Origin of the sequence: Segatella copri (assembly GCF_019249655.2) — a bacterium.
Lineage (GTDB): Bacteria > Bacteroidota > Bacteroidia > Bacteroidales > Bacteroidaceae > Prevotella.
The window spans coordinates 296,750-317,288 of sequence record NZ_CP137557.1; the positions used below are offsets into that span (position 1 = coordinate 296,750).

Annotated in this window: 16 protein-coding genes, 2 pseudogenes and 1 riboswitch; of the genes and pseudogenes, 13 read left to right on the forward strand and 5 right to left on the reverse strand. The window is 46.9% G+C overall.

Annotated features, from left to right (window positions below; genetic code table 11):
* Positions 1-30 precede the first annotated feature (30 nt).
* The 4 genes from KUA49_RS01155 to KUA49_RS01170 all read left to right on the forward strand — a co-directional run bounded on the left by KUA49_RS01155 (position 31) and on the right by KUA49_RS01170 (position 3,553).
* Positions 31-1,365, forward strand: coding sequence for an MFS transporter (locus KUA49_RS01155; protein WP_218412126.1), 1,335 nt, complete (start codon positions 31-33; stop codon positions 1,363-1,365).
* Between the two features lie 226 nt (positions 1,366-1,591).
* Positions 1,592-2,560, forward strand: coding sequence for an SPFH domain-containing protein (locus KUA49_RS01160; protein ID WP_218412127.1), 969 nt, complete (start codon positions 1,592-1,594; stop codon positions 2,558-2,560).
* Positions 2,561-2,565: 5 nt separating this feature from the next.
* Positions 2,566-2,808 (forward strand): DNA-binding protein, encoded by a 243-nt coding sequence (locus KUA49_RS01165; protein WP_218412128.1) that lies wholly within the window; start codon positions 2,566-2,568, stop codon positions 2,806-2,808.
* Complete coding sequence (locus KUA49_RS01170) at positions 2,798-3,553, forward strand: hypothetical protein (protein WP_218412129.1); 756 nt, start codon at positions 2,798-2,800, stop codon at positions 3,551-3,553. The genes KUA49_RS01165 and KUA49_RS01170 overlap by 11 nt, the downstream gene beginning before the upstream one ends.
* A gap of 29 nt (positions 3,554-3,582) precedes the next feature.
* Here the strand turns inward: KUA49_RS01170 and KUA49_RS01175 are convergent, their stop codons facing one another.
* Positions 3,583-3,996, reverse strand: a complete 414-nt coding sequence (locus KUA49_RS01175; RefSeq protein WP_218412130.1) for a secondary thiamine-phosphate synthase enzyme YjbQ — start codon at positions 3,994-3,996, stop codon at positions 3,583-3,585.
* A gap of 50 nt (positions 3,997-4,046) precedes the next feature.
* Positions 4,047-5,186, reverse strand: a complete 1,140-nt coding sequence (locus KUA49_RS01180; protein ID WP_218412131.1) for an AAA family ATPase — start codon at positions 5,184-5,186, stop codon at positions 4,047-4,049.
* A 309-nt stretch (positions 5,187-5,495) separates the two neighbouring features.
* Positions 5,496-5,607, forward strand: a riboswitch (SAM-I-IV-variant riboswitch).
* Between KUA49_RS01180 and KUA49_RS01185 the strand changes: the two genes are divergently transcribed.
* Positions 5,607-5,897 (forward strand): hypothetical protein, encoded by a 291-nt coding sequence (locus tag KUA49_RS01185; protein ID WP_218412132.1) that lies wholly within the window; start codon positions 5,607-5,609, stop codon positions 5,895-5,897. Its footprint overlaps the riboswitch before it by 1 nt.
* 57 nt (positions 5,898-5,954) lie before the next feature.
* On the opposite strand, the gene KUA49_RS01190 is transcribed toward KUA49_RS01185, so the two are convergent.
* On the reverse strand, positions 5,955-6,809 hold the full coding sequence (locus KUA49_RS01190) for a TIGR02452 family protein (protein ID WP_218412133.1): 855 nt from the start codon (positions 6,807-6,809) through the stop codon (positions 5,955-5,957).
* Between the two features lie 444 nt (positions 6,810-7,253).
* Between KUA49_RS01190 and KUA49_RS01195 the strand changes: the two genes are divergently transcribed.
* Together KUA49_RS01195 and KUA49_RS01200 are read left to right on the forward strand one after the other, a co-directional pair.
* Positions 7,254-8,525 carry a site-specific integrase gene (locus KUA49_RS01195; RefSeq protein WP_318331649.1) on the forward strand — a complete coding sequence of 424 codons (1,272 nt, stop codon included), beginning with the start codon at positions 7,254-7,256 and terminating at the stop codon, positions 8,523-8,525.
* Positions 8,522-8,917 (forward strand): hypothetical protein, encoded by a 396-nt coding sequence (locus tag KUA49_RS01200; protein ID WP_233339746.1) that lies wholly within the window; start codon positions 8,522-8,524, stop codon positions 8,915-8,917. Before KUA49_RS01195 ends, KUA49_RS01200 begins: the two co-directional genes overlap by 4 nt.
* Before the next feature lie 123 nt (positions 8,918-9,040).
* Here KUA49_RS01200 and KUA49_RS01205 read toward each other — a convergent pair whose 3' ends face one another.
* On the reverse strand, positions 9,041-9,355 hold the full coding sequence (locus KUA49_RS01205) for a helix-turn-helix domain-containing protein (RefSeq protein ID WP_118141758.1): 315 nt from the start codon (positions 9,353-9,355) through the stop codon (positions 9,041-9,043).
* A gap of 93 nt (positions 9,356-9,448) precedes the next feature.
* Positions 9,449-9,736: a helix-turn-helix domain-containing protein gene (locus tag KUA49_RS01210; RefSeq protein ID WP_117664200.1), complete on the reverse strand. Its 288-nt coding sequence runs from the start codon at positions 9,734-9,736 to the stop codon at positions 9,449-9,451.
* A gap of 241 nt (positions 9,737-9,977) precedes the next feature.
* Here KUA49_RS01210 and KUA49_RS01215 point away from each other — a divergent pair, with 241 nt between their 5' ends.
* The 6 genes and pseudogenes from KUA49_RS01215 to KUA49_RS01240 form a co-directional block, all read left to right on the forward strand.
* Positions 9,978-10,277: a helix-turn-helix domain-containing protein gene (locus tag KUA49_RS01215; RefSeq protein WP_068856520.1), complete on the forward strand. Its 300-nt coding sequence runs from the start codon at positions 9,978-9,980 to the stop codon at positions 10,275-10,277.
* A 77-nt stretch (positions 10,278-10,354) separates the two neighbouring features.
* Complete coding sequence (locus KUA49_RS01220; protein WP_081978971.1) at positions 10,355-10,633, forward strand: helix-turn-helix domain-containing protein; 279 nt, start codon at positions 10,355-10,357, stop codon at positions 10,631-10,633.
* A 31-nt stretch (positions 10,634-10,664) separates the two neighbouring features.
* Positions 10,665-12,323, forward strand: coding sequence for a DUF4099 domain-containing protein (locus KUA49_RS01225; RefSeq protein WP_118066956.1), 1,659 nt, complete (start codon positions 10,665-10,667; stop codon positions 12,321-12,323).
* A gap of 100 nt (positions 12,324-12,423) precedes the next feature.
* A pseudogene (locus KUA49_RS01230) lies at positions 12,424-14,580 on the forward strand (DNA topoisomerase).
* A gap of 174 nt (positions 14,581-14,754) precedes the next feature.
* Positions 14,755-15,204 carry a DUF1896 domain-containing protein gene (locus tag KUA49_RS01235; protein WP_118190184.1) on the forward strand — a complete coding sequence of 150 codons (450 nt, stop codon included), beginning with the start codon at positions 14,755-14,757 and terminating at the stop codon, positions 15,202-15,204.
* Positions 15,191-19,942: pseudogene (locus KUA49_RS01240) on the forward strand (DNA methylase); the annotation flags it as partial. The gene KUA49_RS01235 and the pseudogene KUA49_RS01240, both read left to right, overlap by 14 nt.
* Positions 19,943-20,539 lie beyond the last annotated feature (597 nt).

Here is a 20,539-nt window from a genome sequence, read left to right on the forward strand (position 1 = left end):
TGGTGTTCTGAACCTAATATTAAAAATGAAATGGTAACAAAGAAAAATAGTCGGAATCCATGGGCTTGGATTCCGACCCTCTATTTTGCAGAAGGACTGCCCAACGTCATTGTGACCGCCCTCTCTGTGGTGATGTATATGCAGTTGGGCCTCACCGATGCCGAGGTGGGTCTCTATACCGGATGGCTCGCACTGCCTTGGGTGATCAAGCCCCTGTGGAGCCCGTTCATCGACCTGCTGAAGACCAAGCGCTGGTGGGTGCTCACCATGCAGGCGCTCATCGGAGCCGCCCTTGCCGGCATCGCCTTCTCGCTGCCTACTGCCTTCTGGTTCCAGGCAACGATGTGCTTCTTCTTCCTCATCGCCTTCTGCAGTGCCACCCACGATATTTCGGCGGATGGTTTTTATATGATTGAGCTGGATGAGCATACACAGACCAAGTTTGTGGGACTGCGAAACACGTTCTATCGCCTCGCCATCATCTTCGTGAATGGTTTCCTGGTGATGCTGGCAGGTGTGCTCCAGGTGATGTTCCGCAACCAGATACGCTTCTCGTGGGCGCTTATCTTCTACGGATTGGCGGGCATCTTCATCGGACTGTGGCTCTATCACAGCCGGTTTATGCCGCGTCCTAAGGAGGATGTGCAGACGGATAGAACGGTGGGTGAAGTGGCGCACGAACTGACGAACATGTTCCGTACCTTCTTCGTGAAGTTCAGGGTGGGGGAAACCATCTGCGTGATGCTCTTCCTGCTGCTCTATCGTTTCCCGGAAGCACTCTTGAATACGATGACCAAGACCTTCATCCTTCGTCCTAATTCGCAGGGCGGACTGGGATTGTCTCCGCAGGAATATGGTTTTGCTAATGGTACGGTGGGACTGATCGGTTTGCTGCTGGGTGGTATCATCGGCGGTATTCTGGTGAGCCGCGACGGTATGAAGAAATGGCTCTGGCCGATGGTTTGCGCCATCACCCTGCCGGATGTGGTTTACATCTATCTGAGTTATTCGCTGAACAGCGATATTATCGTGGTATCGAGCTGTCTTTTCGTAGAGCAGTTTGGTTATGGTCTGGGCTTCACGGTTCTTACGCTCTACATGCTGTTCTACAGTCAGGGCAAGTTCAAGACCTCGCATTATTCCATCTGCACGGGCATCTCCTATCTGGGTTTAATGTTGCCAGGTATGGTTTCTGGCTATCTGAAAGATATGGTAGGCTATCGCTTGTTCTTCATCATCGTGATGGCATGCTGCGCCATCACCTTCCTGGTTACTGCCTTCCTGAAAATAGATCCGGAGTTCGGAAAGAAGGAGAAGGAAATCAAGGAGCAAATAGAAGAGGAAGAAATGGAAGTGATAGAATAATATTTCTATAGAAGATAAAATCTATTTCTATATGAAGATAGAAACTGTTTTCTATATATAATAGGTGAAAATCTGAGAAAAGGTCGTTGGGTATCGTCCCAACGACCTTTTTCTGTTAAAGTATTTGAAATCTTTATCTTCTGCCCTTGTGATATCATTTTAATATCGTATATTTGCGATATCAAAATGATATCAACATTAATAACGTAATAAATAAAGTAAAATTATGGAGAATAAGGAATTTACGTATCAGGGAAAGACCTTGAATGGCATCCTGATGTTAGTGTTAAACATCATCGGCTTTCTGGCTGGAGTTGGCTTGTTTATATTTGCCTGCGTTTCGCAAGAAGGCTGGCTGGCAAATGTCTGTGGCGTTTGCGGCGTACTGCTTCTCATCCTGAGCATCATCTGCGTTTGCGGTTTCATCCTGGTGGAGCCTGGTCAGGCTCGCGTGTTGCTTTTCTTCGGTAAGTATCGTGGCACTTTTACTGAGCCGGGTTACTATTGGCTGAATCCGTTTATCAGTCTGAAGAAGCTTTCGCTTCGTGTGCGCAACCTCGATGCGGAACCTATCAAGGTGAATGACAAGACGGGTAATCCGATTATGATTGGTATGGTGCTGGTATGGAAACTGAAGGATACCTACAAGGCTATCTTCGAGATTGATACCCAGACCATGGCTGAGGGTTCTACGGGTCAGGCAGGCATCGGTGCTTCTGCTGCACAGATCATGAATATGCTGGGCCGCTTTGTCCAGATTCAGGCAGATGCTGCTCTCCGACAGGTAGCCGGACAGTATGCCTACGATGATGACGAGGGGGAAAAGTCGAATCAGATTACGCTTCGAGATGGAAGTGATGAAATCAATAAGGAGTTGGAGGCTCGCATCGATGAGCGATTGGCGATGGCAGGTATAGAGGTAGTAGAGGCTCGCATCAACTATCTGGCTTATGCTCCGGAGATAGCAGCCGTGATGCTTCGTCGCCAGCAGGCTTCAGCCATCATCTCTGCCAGAGAGAAGATAGTTGAGGGAGCCGTGTCGATGGTGAAGATGGCATTGCAGAAGTTGAGCGATGAAGATGTGGTAGAGCTTGATGACGACAAGAAGGCTGCCATGGTCAGCAATCTGCTCGTAGTGCTCTGTGGCGATGATACCGCCCAGCCTGTAGTAAATACGGGAACATTGAATCATTAAAAGGTATGGCTAAAAAGGAAACAAATACGAAGAGTTTTATATTGCGCATCGATTCGGAAACGATGAGTGCCATTGAAGCGTGGGCGGAGGATGAGTTCCGCTCAACCAACGGCCAGCTGCAATGGATCATCGCCGAAGCGCTGCGCAAGGCTGGCAGACTGCCTAAGAAAAAGAAGGCTGCATCAAAGAAATCAAAGGAAGAAGATGAATCAAATCAAATAGAAGAGAAGAAGAAAGATGAAGAATAAAATATTTAATTTTGTGCTTGATTTATTCAAGAATGGCGATAAGGAAGAGCAGGCTGGCATCTTTGCGCAAGTCAAGATATATCGTACTACAAGTGCCAGGGTCTTTGAAATTATTGTTGGAATCCTGGTTCTGACCATGTGGCTGCTCACCATCAGGAATGTCATTCATGCCACATCTGATGATTTGCCTTATCTTCTTCTGTTGGCTGGAATGGGTACTTTTTTCCCTATTGCTTGTTTGCTTCACAGCTATCATCCAAAGGCCAATGACTTTCCTTTTGTCAAGATTGTCAATGCCCGACAGGTATATTACCTGTCCCTGTTGGATCGCTATGCAGCTTTATGGTCAGCCCTCTTCTGGTTATGGATTAGTTGTATGGATTTTATCGGAAGTGAGCCTGTATTTGTGGGTGGAGTGATCGTTTGCTGTGTTCTTTTATGTCTGAACGGTGTATTCTTTTTTTATAAGATATACCAGTTGAGAAACCTGGTAGAAGTAGAGAATCCTGAGCCAGCTATCAAAAACGAGAAACTCTTGACCATCGGTGTGTTGGTATTGACGGCGGTTTTAGGTTTTGCGATGCATCTTCTGCCTATTTGGGATTGTATGCCAAAGATATTAAGTGGAATTTTAAGAGGAATCCTCGTCATAGCAATGGTAGTAGGTATCGTCTGGGTATGTAAGAGATACTTCGGCCTTTTCCGTGAAATTGATAAAGACGCCTCCGATTCATCCAGGAAATAGAGGCGTCTTCGATTCGTCGCAACGGTTATTTATTCCCCGATAATCGTTGCGATGAGGTGTCGGCTTCCGCCTCCCTCTCTGAATTCGCAGAGGTAAATTCCCTGCCATGTACCAAGGTTCAGTCTGCCATTGGTAATAGGAATGGTGAGCGATACACCCACCATGCTCGATTTGGCATGGGCCGACATATCCGTAGGTCCTTCATCCTGGTGCTGGTATCTTGGGTCGCCATCCGGAACCAGTCTTTCGAAGATGCCTTTTAAATCATGTCTCACATCAGGGTCGAAGTTCTCGTTCAGCGACAATCCGCAACTGGTATGTCTTACGAAGAGATTCAGTATCCCCGTCTTAGGTAGCGCCGGCAAGTTCCTCATCACCTCGTTGGTTACGAGGTGAAAGCCGCGAGGAAGCGGGCGCAATGAAAATTCTACTTGCTGTATCATATTCTTCTTTTTGTTTATATTCTTATACTTTATACTTCTATCTTTATACTTTATAATTCCTTTTTCAGCCATTCACCGAAGAACTTATCGTACAGTTCGTAAGTTCCATCCGTCTCTGTAACAAAATCTTTCTCCAATAATCCCTTGATTCCACCTTGTACAAAACTGGCGGAAGGAAGATTGTGCTTCTTGATGAATGCCGATGACATGATGTTTTGAGCCTTGCCAGCGTTGCAGATGGCAAAGAGAAGTTCCTTTTGCTTAGCTGGCAATTGAAAGAGAAGTGCTTCGTATGCAAAAGCACTCTCATCTATAATCGAGTTGAGTGCCAGTTCCATCATCTTATCGTCAGCCCTTTCCATCATCTTATCATCAGTCCTTTCCGTGAGCGAGAAAATCTTATTGAGCATCCTCTGCAGATACCAGGTGATGCCGTCAAAACGGTCGTATATCTGATAAATGGTTTCTCGTTTGATATGCTTCTGTCTTTCTTCGAAAAGATGAGTAGCGAAGTCTGCATACACCTCTCTATCAATAGCTTTCAGTGTTTTAATGGAGGTGCTTTGATAGAAAGGACGGGCATGACTCAAGAACATCTCCGACATCATGTTACGCTGAGATCCGGCAAAGATGAAACTGGCATTATGACAGTGCTGAATGTAAGTGCGCAGTATGGCTTCCACATTCGCTTCTCTATAACTGCTGATGGTTTGAAATTCATCAATGGCCACGATGCAAGGCTTATCAGCGCTCTCCAGATAATGGAAAATTTCATCGAGCGTTGTGGTTGGACTGGTGATTTCTCCCAAATCTACTCCCCACGAAGGCACGCCATTCATGTCGAAGCTGATGGACGAACGGAGTGAGTGGAGACAGTTAAGAAAATGTTCCACTACTTTGGTGCCTTTAGGTTTCAGACTTTGCAGAATACTTCTGCCTAGTTCCTGAATGAAATCGGCTAGGGTTTTCGTGGCATAAATATCTACAAGAAATGTATAGTATTTATCCTTGATTTCTTCCTGGGCATAGACGTGTTGCACCAACCCTGTCTTGCCGATTCTTCTAGGTGCAATCAGGGTGATATTATTGCCATTCTTGATTTCTCTTATCAAGTCGATGGTTTCCTTTTCTCTATCACAGAAGTAAGCGTCGGATATGTATCCTCGCAGAATAAACGGATTCTCTATCATTGTATATAATCTTCTTTATTATCTTCTTTATTGTCTTTGAATAGTCTTATATCTTTCTGATAATCATTGTGCAAAGATAATTATAATTTTATTATTATGATACTATTATAATGCAAATATAGGAAAGTTTAACCATTTAAGGGTATCTCCTTCAATCAAGTCGATAATATCTCTTCTAATCAAGTCGGGTATTTCCTTGCTATTTGCTACCCCGAAAAATCTTCTTCTTTAGAAGAAGGAAAAAAACAAGAAAAATAATCTCGAATAAATTTGGTGGTTTCAAAATAATGATGTACTTTTGCATCCGAAATCAAGCATTAAGAGTTGCCCAGTTGCGGCACACCAACCGAGTTTCGCATAGAGATAACCACGGTGGTAAAAGAATGTGTAAGTGTTTAACAACTTAAAATAATTATCTTTATGAATCCAAATTCAGATTTAAAGAACAAAAAGAACAATGAGAGTGTAATGGCAGCTAATGCCGAGTCTTCAATAATTAAGGCAGTTAATGCCAAGTCTTCAACTGTTGATGCAGGCTATGCCGAGTCAAGAATTTCAGCGTATGCTGCCCGTTTTGCCGCTTACAGCGATGAGCGTTTGAAGCAGACCGTGGATCACGAGCGCAAGGTTCGTGGTTGGGGCAGTGAGCGCAGTTATTTCCTCGCCGCCCTGCGAGGTGAGTGCGAGAAGCGAGGAATTGATTACTGCTAATCAAGCCCCATCTGTGTAAATCTGTGAAATCTTTGGGAACTTATGATTTGTGGGAGTTTATGACTTGAATTCCTCGATGAAGGGTTGCAGGTTTCCACCTCTTGGCGAGTTATGGTCTTCAAGGATGGCGAATGCGATGAGCTTGTACTTGTCCTTGAACTCCTTCTCGTCGATGACTTCGTGAAACAGTCTTGCGATATGTTTCGGAGGATTGTGGAAGGCACCGCAACCGAATGCACCGAGCACGATGCTGTCGTGTCCGTTCAGCAAACCGATACGCAGCATCGTCCTCATTTTGTTTTTCGTCAGTGTGGCATCTTCTTCGCAGATGTTCCCATCTCTATCTAAATCAGGATGATTGATGGCCGCTACTGCCACGAACGACATATAATAAGGAGTATCGAGCAAGGCGAAGTCATCCTTGGCTCCAGCCCTGAACACGGTAGCATCTGGCACATAGATGCCTCCGAATCTCACAGGCATCGGATATTGGAACTTGCTTTTCTCCAAACCGTAATCCTCGGCATATTCTGCATAACGATACATTGAGAGAAAGAGATTGGTGCTGCGGAAGAGACTCTCCTCCTGAGCCCGGCTTCCGTTCTTCACGCCACCGCCCGGGTTGCGACGGCTTGCCAGGTTGAGAACCACGGGATTGTATCCTTCCTGTTGCAACTGATGCCCGCAATGGATGCTGTCGTCATTCTTCACTATAATCTTGGTGGAACCTTCTGCAAGGGTAGGTATGTTTGAAGCATCCAGTGGCTTGGTATAGAATCTGCTTCCCTTCAGCATCTTCGTGTTGTCGGGCAGTTTCACTTCCTCCCCATTCTCCGAGGTGTAATGTCCCTCAAGAACAATATCTATAGTTTGCTGATACACGTCAGCCAGTTGTCTTCTGTCATTTATCATGATTTCTTCTGTTTATTTTGTTTGTTTCACTAAAAATCCATTCTTTCAGGCAAAAATACAAGTTTTCTTTGTATTCTCCAAACTTTTATATATAGAAAGTACATATAAAAAGTGTTTGAGAGAAGAATGAGGAAAGTTTACTGGTTATCAGTTACTTTCCTCATTTTGGTTAAAAGTGGCGAGGACAGACGAAGACGGGAATACGACAAGATGAGACAGAGGAACGTTACCTATCCGTAACCTATACCCCAAATGAGGAATGTTAAGGTTCGGAAGAATGAGGAAGGTTACGAATTGAATTTGAATACTCTGATTTATAGTGAGTTACTGATGAGTAACGTAAGATTTTTGGTTACGAACCAAATTTGCCGTGTTCTGCCGTGAAATGCGTAGCAAGAAAAGACTCTTCATGTATTAATTTTGAACGCAAAAAAGAATGACGTTATGAAGAGTACATTTTCAATTATCTTCTACCTCAAAAGACAGGTAGTAAAGAAAGATGGTACTGTTCCAGTTATGGGACGTATCACAGTGGACGGAACACAGGCGCAGTTCAGTTGCAAGACAACTGCCAATTCTGATTTGTGGGACACCAAGGGCGGACGCATGATAGGTAAGAGTATGCAGGCTTTGGAGGTGAACCGTAAATTGGACAAGATGCGTGTGAGTATCAGCAAGCATTATCAGGAGATTATGGACAGGGACAACTTCGTCACTGCCGACAAGGTGAAGAACGCCTTTCTTGGCTTGGAGTATCGTTGCCATACACTGATGAAAGTCTATTCCCAAAGCCGTGATGAAATGGAAAAGCAATATAAGGCTGGCATGAAATCTTTGAGTACATACACGAAGTATAGAATCGGGTGTGCCTATGTGGGCGAGTTCTTGCAGGCGCATTACCATGTGAAGGATATTGCTCTGAAAGAGTTGTCGCTGCCTTTTATCACGGACTACGAGACTTTTCTCAGAACCGACAAGCATCTGAAAATCAATTCTGCAATGGTGTTTGTCCGCAATCTCCGTGCAATGGTATTCCGTGCCATAGATAATGAATGGCTCGTAAAAGACCCATTCAGACGATATGAGTACAAGGAAGAAGAGACCACAAGAGAGTTTCTGAGCAAAGAAGAGATTCACCTGTTGATGGAGACACCTATCACAAGAAAGAAGATGAGCATGGTGCGTGACTTGTTCCTGTTCTGTTGTTTTACAGGTCTCGCTTTCATTGATCTGTACAACTTGAAGGAAGAGAACATCAAGGAATTTTTCGATGAAGGTGAATGGATTGTTATCCATCGACAGAAGACTGGAACGGAAGCCAACATCAAGTTGCTTGACTATCCCAAGCAAATTATGGAAAAATACCGTGGATTGTGTGAAGACGGCAGGGTGTTTCCAGTACCCAACTACCAAAGTTGTATGGATTCGCTCAAAAGACTGGGCAAAAAATGTGGTATCACCAAGCCGCTGTCCTGGCATGTATCCCGTCATTCGTTCGCAACCTCGGTTTGCCTCTCCAACGGAGTTCCAATAGAAACCGTGAGTTCAATGCTTGGTCACAAGGACATAAAGACAACCCAGGTGTATGCCAAGATTACCAAGGAGAAATTGAGCAAAGACGTGGAAAAGTTGTCTCAGCAGATTAATAACATTGAGGAATTCACGTTTGGAAATGTTTGCAACGATAATACTAACACTATAAATGGCAGAGTATGAAACGACAAGTGATAACAATACAAGAAGAAATGGTCATCTACGCCCCACATCATGGTGAGGTGTGGATGACAGTTTGGGAGATTGCCGAACTGTTGAATGTAACAGGGACAGCAGTGAAGAATACCATCAAGCGCATTTGGAAACAAAGTGTGCTGAAAGATTTCCAGCTTTCTCAATACATCAAACTTGAAAATGGATATTCTGCGCATGTCTATGATATGGAAGTGATTATCGCCATAGCACTTCAAATGGATACATACCAAGCCTTGTTGTTCAGACAATGGTTTATCAGTAAGGTTGTAAACCGCAAGGATTGCCATGCAGAGCAAGTAAAACACGAGTATCCGATGATTATTGTGATGAACGGAACGATGCCAAGAGGTGCAAGTTAGAATCTCTCATCTTTTAATAAGATTCCTACACCTTTATAAATAATAGCGTACAGAGGAAACGATTTTTGTCGTTGTACCCTGTACGCTATTTTTGTTTCACTATTATGAAGCAGTACCCTCCTCTTATGAAACAGTGCCGTCGATTATCGGCTTGCGGTAATTACCAGTGAGAAGTGCTTGTATCTCGGATTCCGGATAGAGGGTTTTGCCACATAATATAATGTAGGGCAAAATGCCTTGCTTGCGATATTCCTGCAAGGTGCGGCGACTAAGCTTCAAATGCTCGGAGAGTTCCTTGTCGGTGAGGTATCGCTCCCCGTCCAAAGGTGGGCTGTAGGACTCGATGAATGAGGATAGCCAGTTGTTGGCTTTCTTCAAGGATTGCATGGCGGTGTCTATCGACTTGCTCTCATGCGTAAGAAGTTGGTTCATGTTCATTGTTTACAATTTGGATTAAGTGGTGAATATAAAATGTGTTGGCTCGCCCAGGGTGAAGTTTTCGGCTTTGCCTTGGGCGAGTTTGGCTTTATGCTATACCGATTTGATTCTGGCGATAAGCGGAACGATGGCTTTGACCTCTTCGGGGCAGTAATAGAATTGGCGACCTATCTGGGTATGCCCCAAGAAACGGCGGTCACGAAGTTTTTGTAAGGTGCGCTGGCTGATGCGAAGTTGCTGGCAGACCTCTTGACCTGTAAGCCATTTGTTCAGACGCTTGCCGTTAGCCTTATGCTTCAGCAACTCAACTTTCTTTACCAAGGCATCGTATCTTGCCATCATCAAGTCGAATGCCTTCTTTTCCATTGTTACTACTTCCATATTCTCTGTTTTATTGGTTCAACAAATTCGGATGCAAAGTTAATGTGTGTATGTAGAAAAACAATGAAAATGAATAACTGTGGCAGTGCTTTTCTGGGGTTTGCCGACCGCTTGGCAAGAAAAATCAAGAAAATTATACGTGGGTCATTAATGAGTTGTTAAACGGGTATTTCGCAAATGGTTAATTTTGCCGCCGAGAAATAAAAACAACGAATTATATAACATTTCAAACGGAATTAGAATGGAAGTAATAACAATGGAAAGTGCAGCCTTCAAAAAGCTGACAGAACAGTTGACAGAAATAGTCCAGTACGTGCGATTGGCAAAAATGGCATTTCAAGAGAACCTGACGGGTAAGGGATTGAAGCCGATGTTGACCAATGACGATGCAGCCAAGATGCTTGGTGTGAGCAAGCGCACCTTGCAGCGAATGCGCTCAGAGAACCGCATTGATTTTATTAAAATTGGTAATCAATGCCGATACCAAGTTGAAGCCATTGAAAGAATGGTTGAGGAACGAACAATAGCAAAGGAAACATGAGCATGGAAGATGGAACATTGAGAAAACTGGAGTTATATCTCCATGACCTACACAAAAAGATAGACGGCATCTACGACATGCTGATGTTGAGACACGAACGAGAGACGGAGCAAAAAGGAAGTTCTGCCATCAATGAAAAATTGCTTGACAACCAAGACCTCTGCCTCTTATTTCAAATCTCCCCTCGTTCCCTTCAACGCTATCGCAGTCTGGGAGTGCTTCCCTACAAGCGTTTGGGGCAGAAAACCTACTACACGGAAGAGGATGTGATGCAGTTTGTAGAGAATAATGTCAAAGAATTCAAGAAAGAGAATGTGGAGCATTACTTGACTCGCATTCATCAGAAATTCAAATAACAACAGTATTCACCATTAAAAATTTACAATTATGGTACAAAAGAAAAAGAGTGATGAACAGGACGTGCTGGTAGTCCGTGACGAAAAGACGGGCGAGATCAGCGTCGTCGCCGGACTCAGCAGGGACGGCACACCGAAGCGAGCACCCGCCAAGGCGGAGAACACGTCCGACTTCCTGCGTTTTGACCGCAACAGCGACCTGATGGACAGTTTCTTTAGAAACTTCTTCCGCCAGTGCAAGAAGCCAAGCCGATTCGGATTCTACCGCATAGCGGCAGACCAGGTGGAAAACCTGCTTGGCGTGATGAAGGAGTTGCTGAAAGATCCGGAGGCTAACAAGGAGATTCTTTCCGCCCACAAGGTTGACACCTCCAATTATGAGAAAGAGGCAAAGCAATCGGAAGGTCAGGCGAAAGAAACCGCATCATCGGACGATGCGTCCAAGACGCAAGCTAACACAGAAAAAGAGAATGTATCATCTGAACAAACCAACGAAAAAGAGAACGACATGGAACAGAAACCAGAACAGACCGCAGCCGAACAGCAGGCACAGACCGCTCCGGGTGTAAAGCAGAACCTCATCAGTGGTAACGATGTGAACCTGCAGGAATTGGGTGCCAAATATGGCATAGACTTCAACAGTATGAATGAGAAGGATATGAAAGCCCTGCTCAACTACGGCAAGACGGGGCTTGTGATTGTGAAGCCGACCTTCGGCGGTGAACAGATAGAGATACAGGCCCGTCTGTCATTCCGCAAGGACGATAACGACCAGTTGCAACTCGTGCCGCATTTCGTGCGCAACGAGCCTAAACTCGATGTCGCTTACAAAGGCTATACCTTCACTCCAGAGGACAAGAAGAACCTGTTGCAGAACGGCAACCTCGGAAAGGTTGTGGATTTCCCCGACAAGAATACAGGTGAGCTGCGTCCTCATTTCATCAGTATCGACCGTCTCACCAATGAGATTGTTGACATCCCGACCAACAAGGTGCGCATACCCGATACCATCGGCAAGACACCTATTACCAAGGACGACAAGAGAGTGCTCTACTCAGGTATTCCGCTTCGCAAGGAGATTGAGCTTGCCAACGGGCGCAAGTTTACACCGCTGCTGCAGGTGAATGTGGAACAGCGTGGCGTGGAGTTCGTGCCTGGCAGCACAAGACAGGCGCAAGGTCAGAAACAGAATGGCGACAAGAAGCAAACCGCTGACAAGCAGGAGCAGAAGGCAGAAGGTGATACGGGCGGTCAGAAGAAACAGCAAGATCCCAACCACTGGCTCAATGAGGACGGAACCATCCGCCGACTCAACACCTATTTCAAGAAGGAGTTGACCGAGCAGCAGAAGGACGACTATGTGGCAGGCAAGACCATAGAAATCAAGGAAGTGCCGAACAAGAACGGCAGCGGTACCTATACCGCCTATGTGAAGTTCGACTTCGACAAGATGCAACCACGTTCCTACCGCAACAATCCCGACCTAAAGCAGGCAAAGGAACAGATTCCGACCAATGAGAACAAGACGCAGGTTGCCGTCAACGAGCAGGGCAAGACCAACGAGGCGACCAAGCACACCAAGGAACCCTTGAAGCCGGGACAGTCTGCACCGAAGAACGAGAAGCAGCAGAAGGAGCAGACCGCCGAGGCACAGAAGCCGAAGCGTAAGGCAAGAAGCGTGAAGATGTAGATGCCGCCACTTAATCCATTTGAATAATCCATCAGTAAAGAATAACCGACACCTGCGACCGACTATTCCACGGTTACGGGTGTCACAAAAACAACAGACAATGAAGACAATCATCGCAGAGAAACCAAGCGTAGCCAAGGAAATCGCCCACATTGTGGGAGCTGGCAAGCGTGAGGAAGGCTATATGCAGGGCAATGGCTATTATGTGACATGGGCATTCGGACATTTAGTGCAGCCAGCCATGCCGGAAACCTACGGCATGAAGGGATTCCATGCAGAGAATCTGCCTGTGATTCCCGACCCGTTCGTTCTTGTTCCCCGACAAGTCAAGACAGAGAACGGCTACAAACCAGATGCAGGTGTGCTTGCCCAGATTAAAATTATCGGCAAGCTGTTTGACAGCAGCGAGCGCATCATCGTCGCCACCGATGCCGGACGTGAGGGAGAGCTTATTTTCCGCTACCTCTATGAATACCTCGGCTGCAAGAAGCCGTTCGACCGTCTCTGGATCAGTTCGCTTACAGATTCCGCCATCCGTGAGGGACTTGCCAACCTCAGAAATGGCAAGGAGTATGACAATCTCTATCATGCAGCCAAGGCACGAAGTGAGGCAGACTGGCTCGTCGGCATCAACGGCACGCAGGCCCTGACGATAGCCGCAGGACGTGGCACCTATTCCGTAGGTCGTGTGCAGACTCCGACCCTTGGCATGGTGTGCGAACGCTATTGGGAACACAAGCGTTTCGAGTCGAAACCGTTCTGGCAGGTACACTTCGGTGTGGTTGATGCAGACAGTGGCAATATACTGAAGTTCACATCTGCCAACCGATGGACAGACAAAGCCACCGCAACCGACATATATAATAAGGTGAAAGATACCGGCTCTGCCATCATCACAAAGGTCACAACCAAGCGAAAGGTGGAGAAGGCACCGCTCCTTTACGACCTTACCACCTTGCAGAAAGAAGCCAACTCCCAGCATGGCTTCACGGCAGAGCATACACTCTCCATCGCCCAGAAACTCTACGAGGCAAAGTTCATCACCTATCCGAGAACATCAAGCCGCTATATCTCGGATGATGTATTTGCCACCCTTCCCAAACTCTTCAAGAATTTAGAGAATCATTCGGAATATGGAGAGAAAGTGAAACTCTTGCCTTGCAGTGAGGACTACAGCAAGAACAGCGTGAATGCAGCCAAGGTGACCGATCACCATGCCCTGCTCATCACTGAAAACGCAGCCATTGGTCTTTTCAAGGACGAGAAGATCGTTTATGACATGATATTGTGCCGGATGATTGAAGCGTTCTCGGCAGACTGCATCAAGGACATCACATCAGTATCGGCGCAAGTGGATCATGAAATAGAATTTGGTATCAGCGGCTCCATCATCCGACAGACTGGCTGGCGAGCATTGTCACTCAAGGAAAAGAACAGCAAGAAGGACAAGAATGCAGACACAACCGACAATGAGGTCAAGGAGCAAGTCATTCCCAACTGGCAAGAAGGACAGCATATCACCTTTTCAGGCTGCACCATCACGGAGGGCAAGACCAAGCCGAAGCCTTTGCATACGGAATCCACATTGCTTGCAGCAATGGAGACCGCAGGCAAAGAGATAGTAGATGATACGATGCGCCAGGCAATGAAGGACAGCGGTATTGGCACACCTGCCACACGTGCCGCCATCATCGAAACCCTGCTCAAACGAGAGTATATGGTGCGCCAGCAGAAGAAACTCGTGCCGACGGAAAAAGGACTCGCCCTGCATTCCGTAGTGAAGAACATGGCGATTGCCAATGTGGAGATGACGGGTAAATGGGAGGCGGAACTTGCCAAGATTGAACGAGGTGAAGCAAGTGCAGACGGGTTCACCCATAGTATCGAAGGCTATACCCGTGAAATCACTGCGGAGCTGTTAGGTTGCGACAGACTTTTCAGCCACAAGGATTCCGGCTGCCAGTGTCCTAAATGCAAGCATGGTACCATGCAGTTCTTCGGAAAGGTAGTAAGATGCAGCAACAAGGAGTGCGGTATGCCAGTGTTCAAGCAGGTAGCAGGAAAGTTGCTCACTGATGCCGACATCACCGACTTGCTCACCAAGGGCAAGACCTGAACGCTCAATGGTTTCACCAGCAAGCAAGGCAAATCGTTCTCCGCAGCCATTGCCTTTGACGAGAATTTCAACACGAAATTCGTCTTTGCAGAGCGCAAAACAGCAGAAAAGCGAGGAAATGTGAAGAGATACAAGAAATAGTTTGTACCTTTGCCACCGAAACATGGTTCATAAATGGTGTCTTTATTCAGGATGCTTTTATTTACTGTGGATTAAGTGGCGGCACTCGGAGGGATACCGAGTGCCTTTTTCTTGCTTTCACACCAACCGCCATCCACGGTTTATTATTCACCACTTAATCCATTCAACAGACAAATGAACAGAAAGAAACAGGCACAGACAGAGCTGTCCTATTACGGACTGTACCTCTTGAACCACCTCAGAGAGAACCGTTTTCCACAAGCCAACGATGCAGACTTTATCCGCGAACGTGCAGACCATGCCGCAGAAGTATATGAGCAGGCACGGCGTGATGCCCTCTTTGCCGATGCAGCACAAGAGCTTGCCATGTCAGCATTGCTGAAAGGTCTCCGCTTTTCCAAGTACAGCATCCTGTATGATGTTGTTGACAGTGAGTTTCCCCTGGAGGTAGCAGTAGAAGATCAGGAAGCGTTTGTCAAGAACCTCCTGCCTTTGGTTGATAACGTGTATTCCATTTACGACCTCACCGATGACGATTTTGCCCAGTCACCGGACTACGAGCAGCTCTACACAGAGTTGACTGGAGCCGTAGCCCTTTTCATAGAGTCAAATGGCGTACAATAGAAAACAACGTCTGAACGACAACATCAAGGCGATAGAGACGGCATTCATCCTTGACAGGGAACAGCGCACGCCGACCGCCCGTGAGCGTCTCCTTCTGGAGCGTTACTGCGGATTCGGTGGATTGAAGTGCATCCTGAACCCTGCCAGGGAACTGGCGGATGCCGTCCATTGGGCAAAGTCAGACCTTGAATTGTTTGCTCCAACAGTGGATCTGCATAGACTTATCCGTGAAAACAGCAAGAATGAAAGCGAGTACAAACAGTTGATGGACAGTCTGAAACAGTCTGTCCTCACGGCATTCTACACGTCGTCAGCCGTTACAGAGGCTCTGACGGATGTGTTGAAAGAGCATCAGATTATCCCCGAAAAGGTACTTGAACCCTCGGCAGGCATCGGTGCCTTTGTCGATTCCGTCTTGGATAACAATCCCAAGGCAGACATTATGGCATTTGAAAAAGACCTGCTTACGGGAAAGATACTCCGCCATCTGCACCCGGAGCAGAAAGTGCGCATAGAGGGATTCGAGAAGATAGAAAAGCCTTTCAATGACTACTTCGACCTCGCCATCTCAAATATTCCCTTTGGCGATGTTGCCGTGTTTGATCCGTCCTATACAGCCATGAAAGGCATGAGGGCACTTGTCACCAGACGCATACACAACTACTTCTTTGTCAAGGCTCTTGATACGGTAAGGGACGGCGGGTTGGTTGCCTTCATCACCTCACAAGGCGTATTGAATGCCAAAAACAACAGTGCCGCGCGTTTTATGATGCTCTATCATGCTGATCTCGTGTCAGCGATTCGTCTTCCCAACAACCTGTTCACGGAAAATGCCAATACGGAAGTGGGCAGTGACCTCATCATCCTCCAGAAAAACAGCCAAAAGGAGTCGCTGCGAGGAGACGACAACCTGCTTGATACCGTCTATAATGACGAGAACCGCATTCCGACAAACAACTACTTTCTGGAGCATCCGGAACGCATTATCCATACAACAGCAAAGTTGGATACTGACCCGTTCGGCAAACCTGCAATGATATACACGCATGAGGATGGCGTGGAAGGCATTGCAGAGGATTTGCGAAAGATGCTCCATGAAGACTTTAAGAAGAACCTCAATTTGAACCGATACTTGGGGATAGAGGAAACAAAGGCTGAGGAAGTTAAGGAGGTTGAAGAAACAGAAAAGATAGAAAAAACAGAGAAGATAAAGCCTTCCATTGAGGAAAAGCAGAGCGATACGGTAGTATCCTTGCAAAAGCAGGAAAAGCCTACTGATGATGCAGAGCTATCCCAAAAGTCCAATCATCATCAGCCACCAGTGCAAATGACGCTGTTTGACCTTTGGGGAATGGAAGAAGAAAACCGTCTGACTGTCCATGCTACAAAGAAGAAAGCAGAGGTAACAGTGGGTGCTGTCGCCAAGAAAGTGTCAAGGAAGAAAGCAAGTCCGTTGGTAAAAAGCGTAAATCCGACTTTTGAAGTTGTGACAAAGCCTGTGGAAAAAGAAGAAAAGCCTTCGTTGACAGATGCAAAAGAGCAGGAAACAGCACAGGAGACAAAACCAATCCTGCTTGGGGATGAGCCATACGCAAGCATCTCTTGGGAAGAGAATCCGCCAATCAACGGCTTTTACGAGATGATGATGACCATGGCTCCCGAAGACAGGGTGCTGCTGCGCCAAAAGGCGGAACTGCACCGTCAGGAACAACTCAAGGCTTTGGGCGTTGAAGATACGCTTGATCCGAAGTTCAAGCCGCCGATGGAACCGATAGAAGTTCTCAAAGCTCAAATCGGGTATGGACAGTCGAAAGGGAATGAGCCAAAAGAAGATTCCAAGACTCAGAACACATTGGAAGAAACAGATCATGAGCGGGAACAACAAAAAGGGCAAGAAAGAAAGCGGGAAGAGCTGGCAAAGAAGAAAGAGGATGCTATGAAGCCCCGTCCATTTGATGAGAAACTGGATAGTTTTCATCGTGAGGGTTCTATGGTGCTCGACTCTGCCAGAAATATCGGTGTATTGAAAGACCTTACCAAGTATGGTGCTACCTTCATGCCGTTGGATCTGAATATGGAGCAGAAAGAAAAGGCTGTCCTGTATATCGCCCTCCGTGATGCCTATCAGAAACTTTACACCTATGAAGCGGAAGAACAGACGGAAAACAAGCAGATGCGTGAGAGTCTGAATGTCTATTATGACGCTTTCTTCATTCGCTTCGGCAACCTCAATGCCAAGCAGAACGTGAAGTTCATCCTCATGGATGCCTCAGGGCGCGACATGCTGTCATTGGAACGGGTGGAAAACGGACAGTTCATAAAGTCAGACATCTTCGACCACCCGGTCTCTTTTTCGCTTGACGAGGTCAGTCATGTCGATTCTCCAGAGGAAGCGCTCACCGCCTCGCTCAACAAGTTCGGCCGTATCGACTTGCCGTATATGACTGAATTATCGGATATGCTGGAACCGGAACTGACGGAAGCGCTTAAAGGGCGCATCTATTACAATCCGCTCATAGACGGCTACGAGATAGCCGACCGCTTCATTGCTGGCAATGTCATAGAGAAAGCGGAGCGTATAGAAGAATGGCTGAAGGAAAATCCCGACCATGCAATCGTGAGGGAGTCGTTGGAAGCCTTGAAGGCAAGCATTCCCGAACCGATAGCCTTTGAGGACCTGGACTTCAACTTCGGTGAGCGTTGGATACCTACAGGTGTGTATTCCGCTTACATGAGCCACCTCTTCAATACACAGGTCAGCATCGTCTATTCCGACAGCATGGACGAATATTCGGCAAAATGCAGTATGAAGACCATGGCCATCACGGATGAGTATATGGTGAAGGGCTATTACCGCAACTATGACGGCATGAGTCTTCTGAAACATGCCCTGCACAACACTTGTCCCGACATGATGAAGAGCATCGGTGAGGATGAACACGGCAACGACATCAAGGTGCGTGACAGCGAGGGCATACAGCTTGCCAATGCCAAGATTGACGAAATCCGCAACGGGTTCACTGAATGGCTGGAGGAGCAGTCTGACTCCTTTAAGGAACGCTTGACCACAATGTACAACCGGAAGTTCAACTGCTTCGTGCGTCCGAAGTATGACGGTTCTCACCAGACCTTCCCCGGCTTGGACTTGAAAGCCCTTGGCGGAAAGTATGGCATCAAGAGTGTGTATCCAAGTCAGAAGGACTGTGTTTGGATGCTTTTGCAGAACGGCGGCGGGATATGTGACCACGCCGTAGGTACAGGCAAAACCCTCATCATGTGCATGGCTGCGCATGAGATGAAACGCCTCGGTATGGCTCACAAGCCGATGATTATCGGGCTGAAAGCCAATGTCGCGGAGATAGCTGCCACCTATCAGACAGCTTATCCCCATGCGAGGATACTCTATGCCTCGGAGAAGGATTTTTCCACCAAGAACCGTGTCAGTTTCTTCAACAACATCAAGAACAACGACTATGACTGTGTAATCATGTCGCATGACCAGTTCGGGAAGATACCGCAATCGCCAGAACTCCAGCGGCAGATATTGCAGGCTGAGCTTGATACCGTGGAGGAAAACTTGGAAGTGATACGCACGCAGGGCAAAGACGTGTCGAGGGGAATGCTCAAAGGCTTGGAAAAGCGAAAGCAGAATCTGGAGGTGAAGTTGCAGAAGATAGCCTACAGCATCGAGCAGCGTACCGATGATGTGGTGGACTTCCGCATGATGGGCATCGACCACTTGTTTGTGGACGAGAGCCACCAGTTCAAGAACCTCATGTTCAACACCCGTCACGACCGTGTGGCAGGACTCGGCAACAGCGAGGGGAGCCAGAAGGCACTCAATATGCTCTTTGCCATCCGAACCATACAGGAGCGGACAGGCAGAGACTTGGGAGCGACATTTCTGTCGGGAACAACTATCAGTAACTCACTGACTGAGTTGTATCTGCTTTTCAAGTACCTGCGCCCCAAGGAACTGGAGCGTCAGGACATCCGCTGTTTCGATGCGTGGGCGGCAATCTTCGCCAAGAAAACTACCGACTTCGAGTTTAACGTCACCAACAACATCGTACAGAAGGAACGTTTCAGATACTTCATCAAGGTACCGGAGCTTGCTGCTTTCTACAACGAGATAACCGACTATCGCACGGCGGAGGCGGTTGGCGTGGACAGACCACAGAAGAACGAGATCCTTCATAACATACCACCGACACCCGAGCAGGAGGACTTCATCCAAAAACTGATGGAGTTTGCCAAGACGGGCGATGCTACCATCCTCGGCAGACTTCCACTGTCAGAAACGGAAGAGAAGGCAAAGATGCTCATTGCCACGGACTATGCCCGAAAGATGGCTCTCGATATGCGCATGATAGACCCGACTTGTGAGGATCATCCCGACAATAAGGCGAGCCATTGTGCCAAGATGATAGCGGACTATTACAAACGCTATGACAATCACAAGGGCACGCAGTTCGTATTCTCAGATCTTGGCACATACAGACCTGGGGAATTCAACGTGTATTCTGAAATCAAGCGTAAGCTGATAGAGGATTATGGAATACCCTCGTCAGAGATTCGCTTCATTCAGGAGTGCAAGAACGAGAGGGCAAGAAAGGCGGTGATAGCAGCCATGAACGAGGGTTCGGTACGAGTATTGTTCGGCTCCACATCCATGTTAGGTACAGGCGTAAATGCACAAAAAAGGTGTGTTGCTATTCATCATTTGGACACACCGTGGGTGCGACATGAAGTCGCATAGATAATTGTTGGAATGATACTTTAAGTATCAGTTTTAACCCGCTGTTCCGTCAGCGGTAGCCTACCGACCGATGCACCTTAATGTTGTATTAAGCGGTCGGGACAAAGTACACTTTCACAAGACAAGACAGAACCGTGAGGGGAAGTCAAGTATGGTTAGTATCATACCGTAGAGTGGCGAGGCTGGATAGTATGGTTAGCGTAAGCGAACTGTTAGTAAACTTCGTAATGTCGTAAAAGAGTGCAAGATACTGATACACTCTACCCAAAATGGGATGCGGTCAGATAATCCTCTCCATGGTAGGATTACACGGATGTAAAGACCGTCGGAGGATGAGACAGAACCTAACCTATCCGTTAGTTATCTATGTGGAACATGGTAAGCCTGTACATCTCCTGTCAGACAAAAGACAGGTAAGCTGAAAGTAATGGATGCTGAATGATGTGCAGGTATAAGATAACAGAGAAAGCGAATGCCGTTCTGTAATGGGACGGATAGGGTTTGAGCCACTTATCACGAGTTGACAAGGGACAACATCAACCTACCACGAAAGTGGGCAGACTTCTGTGGTAATGT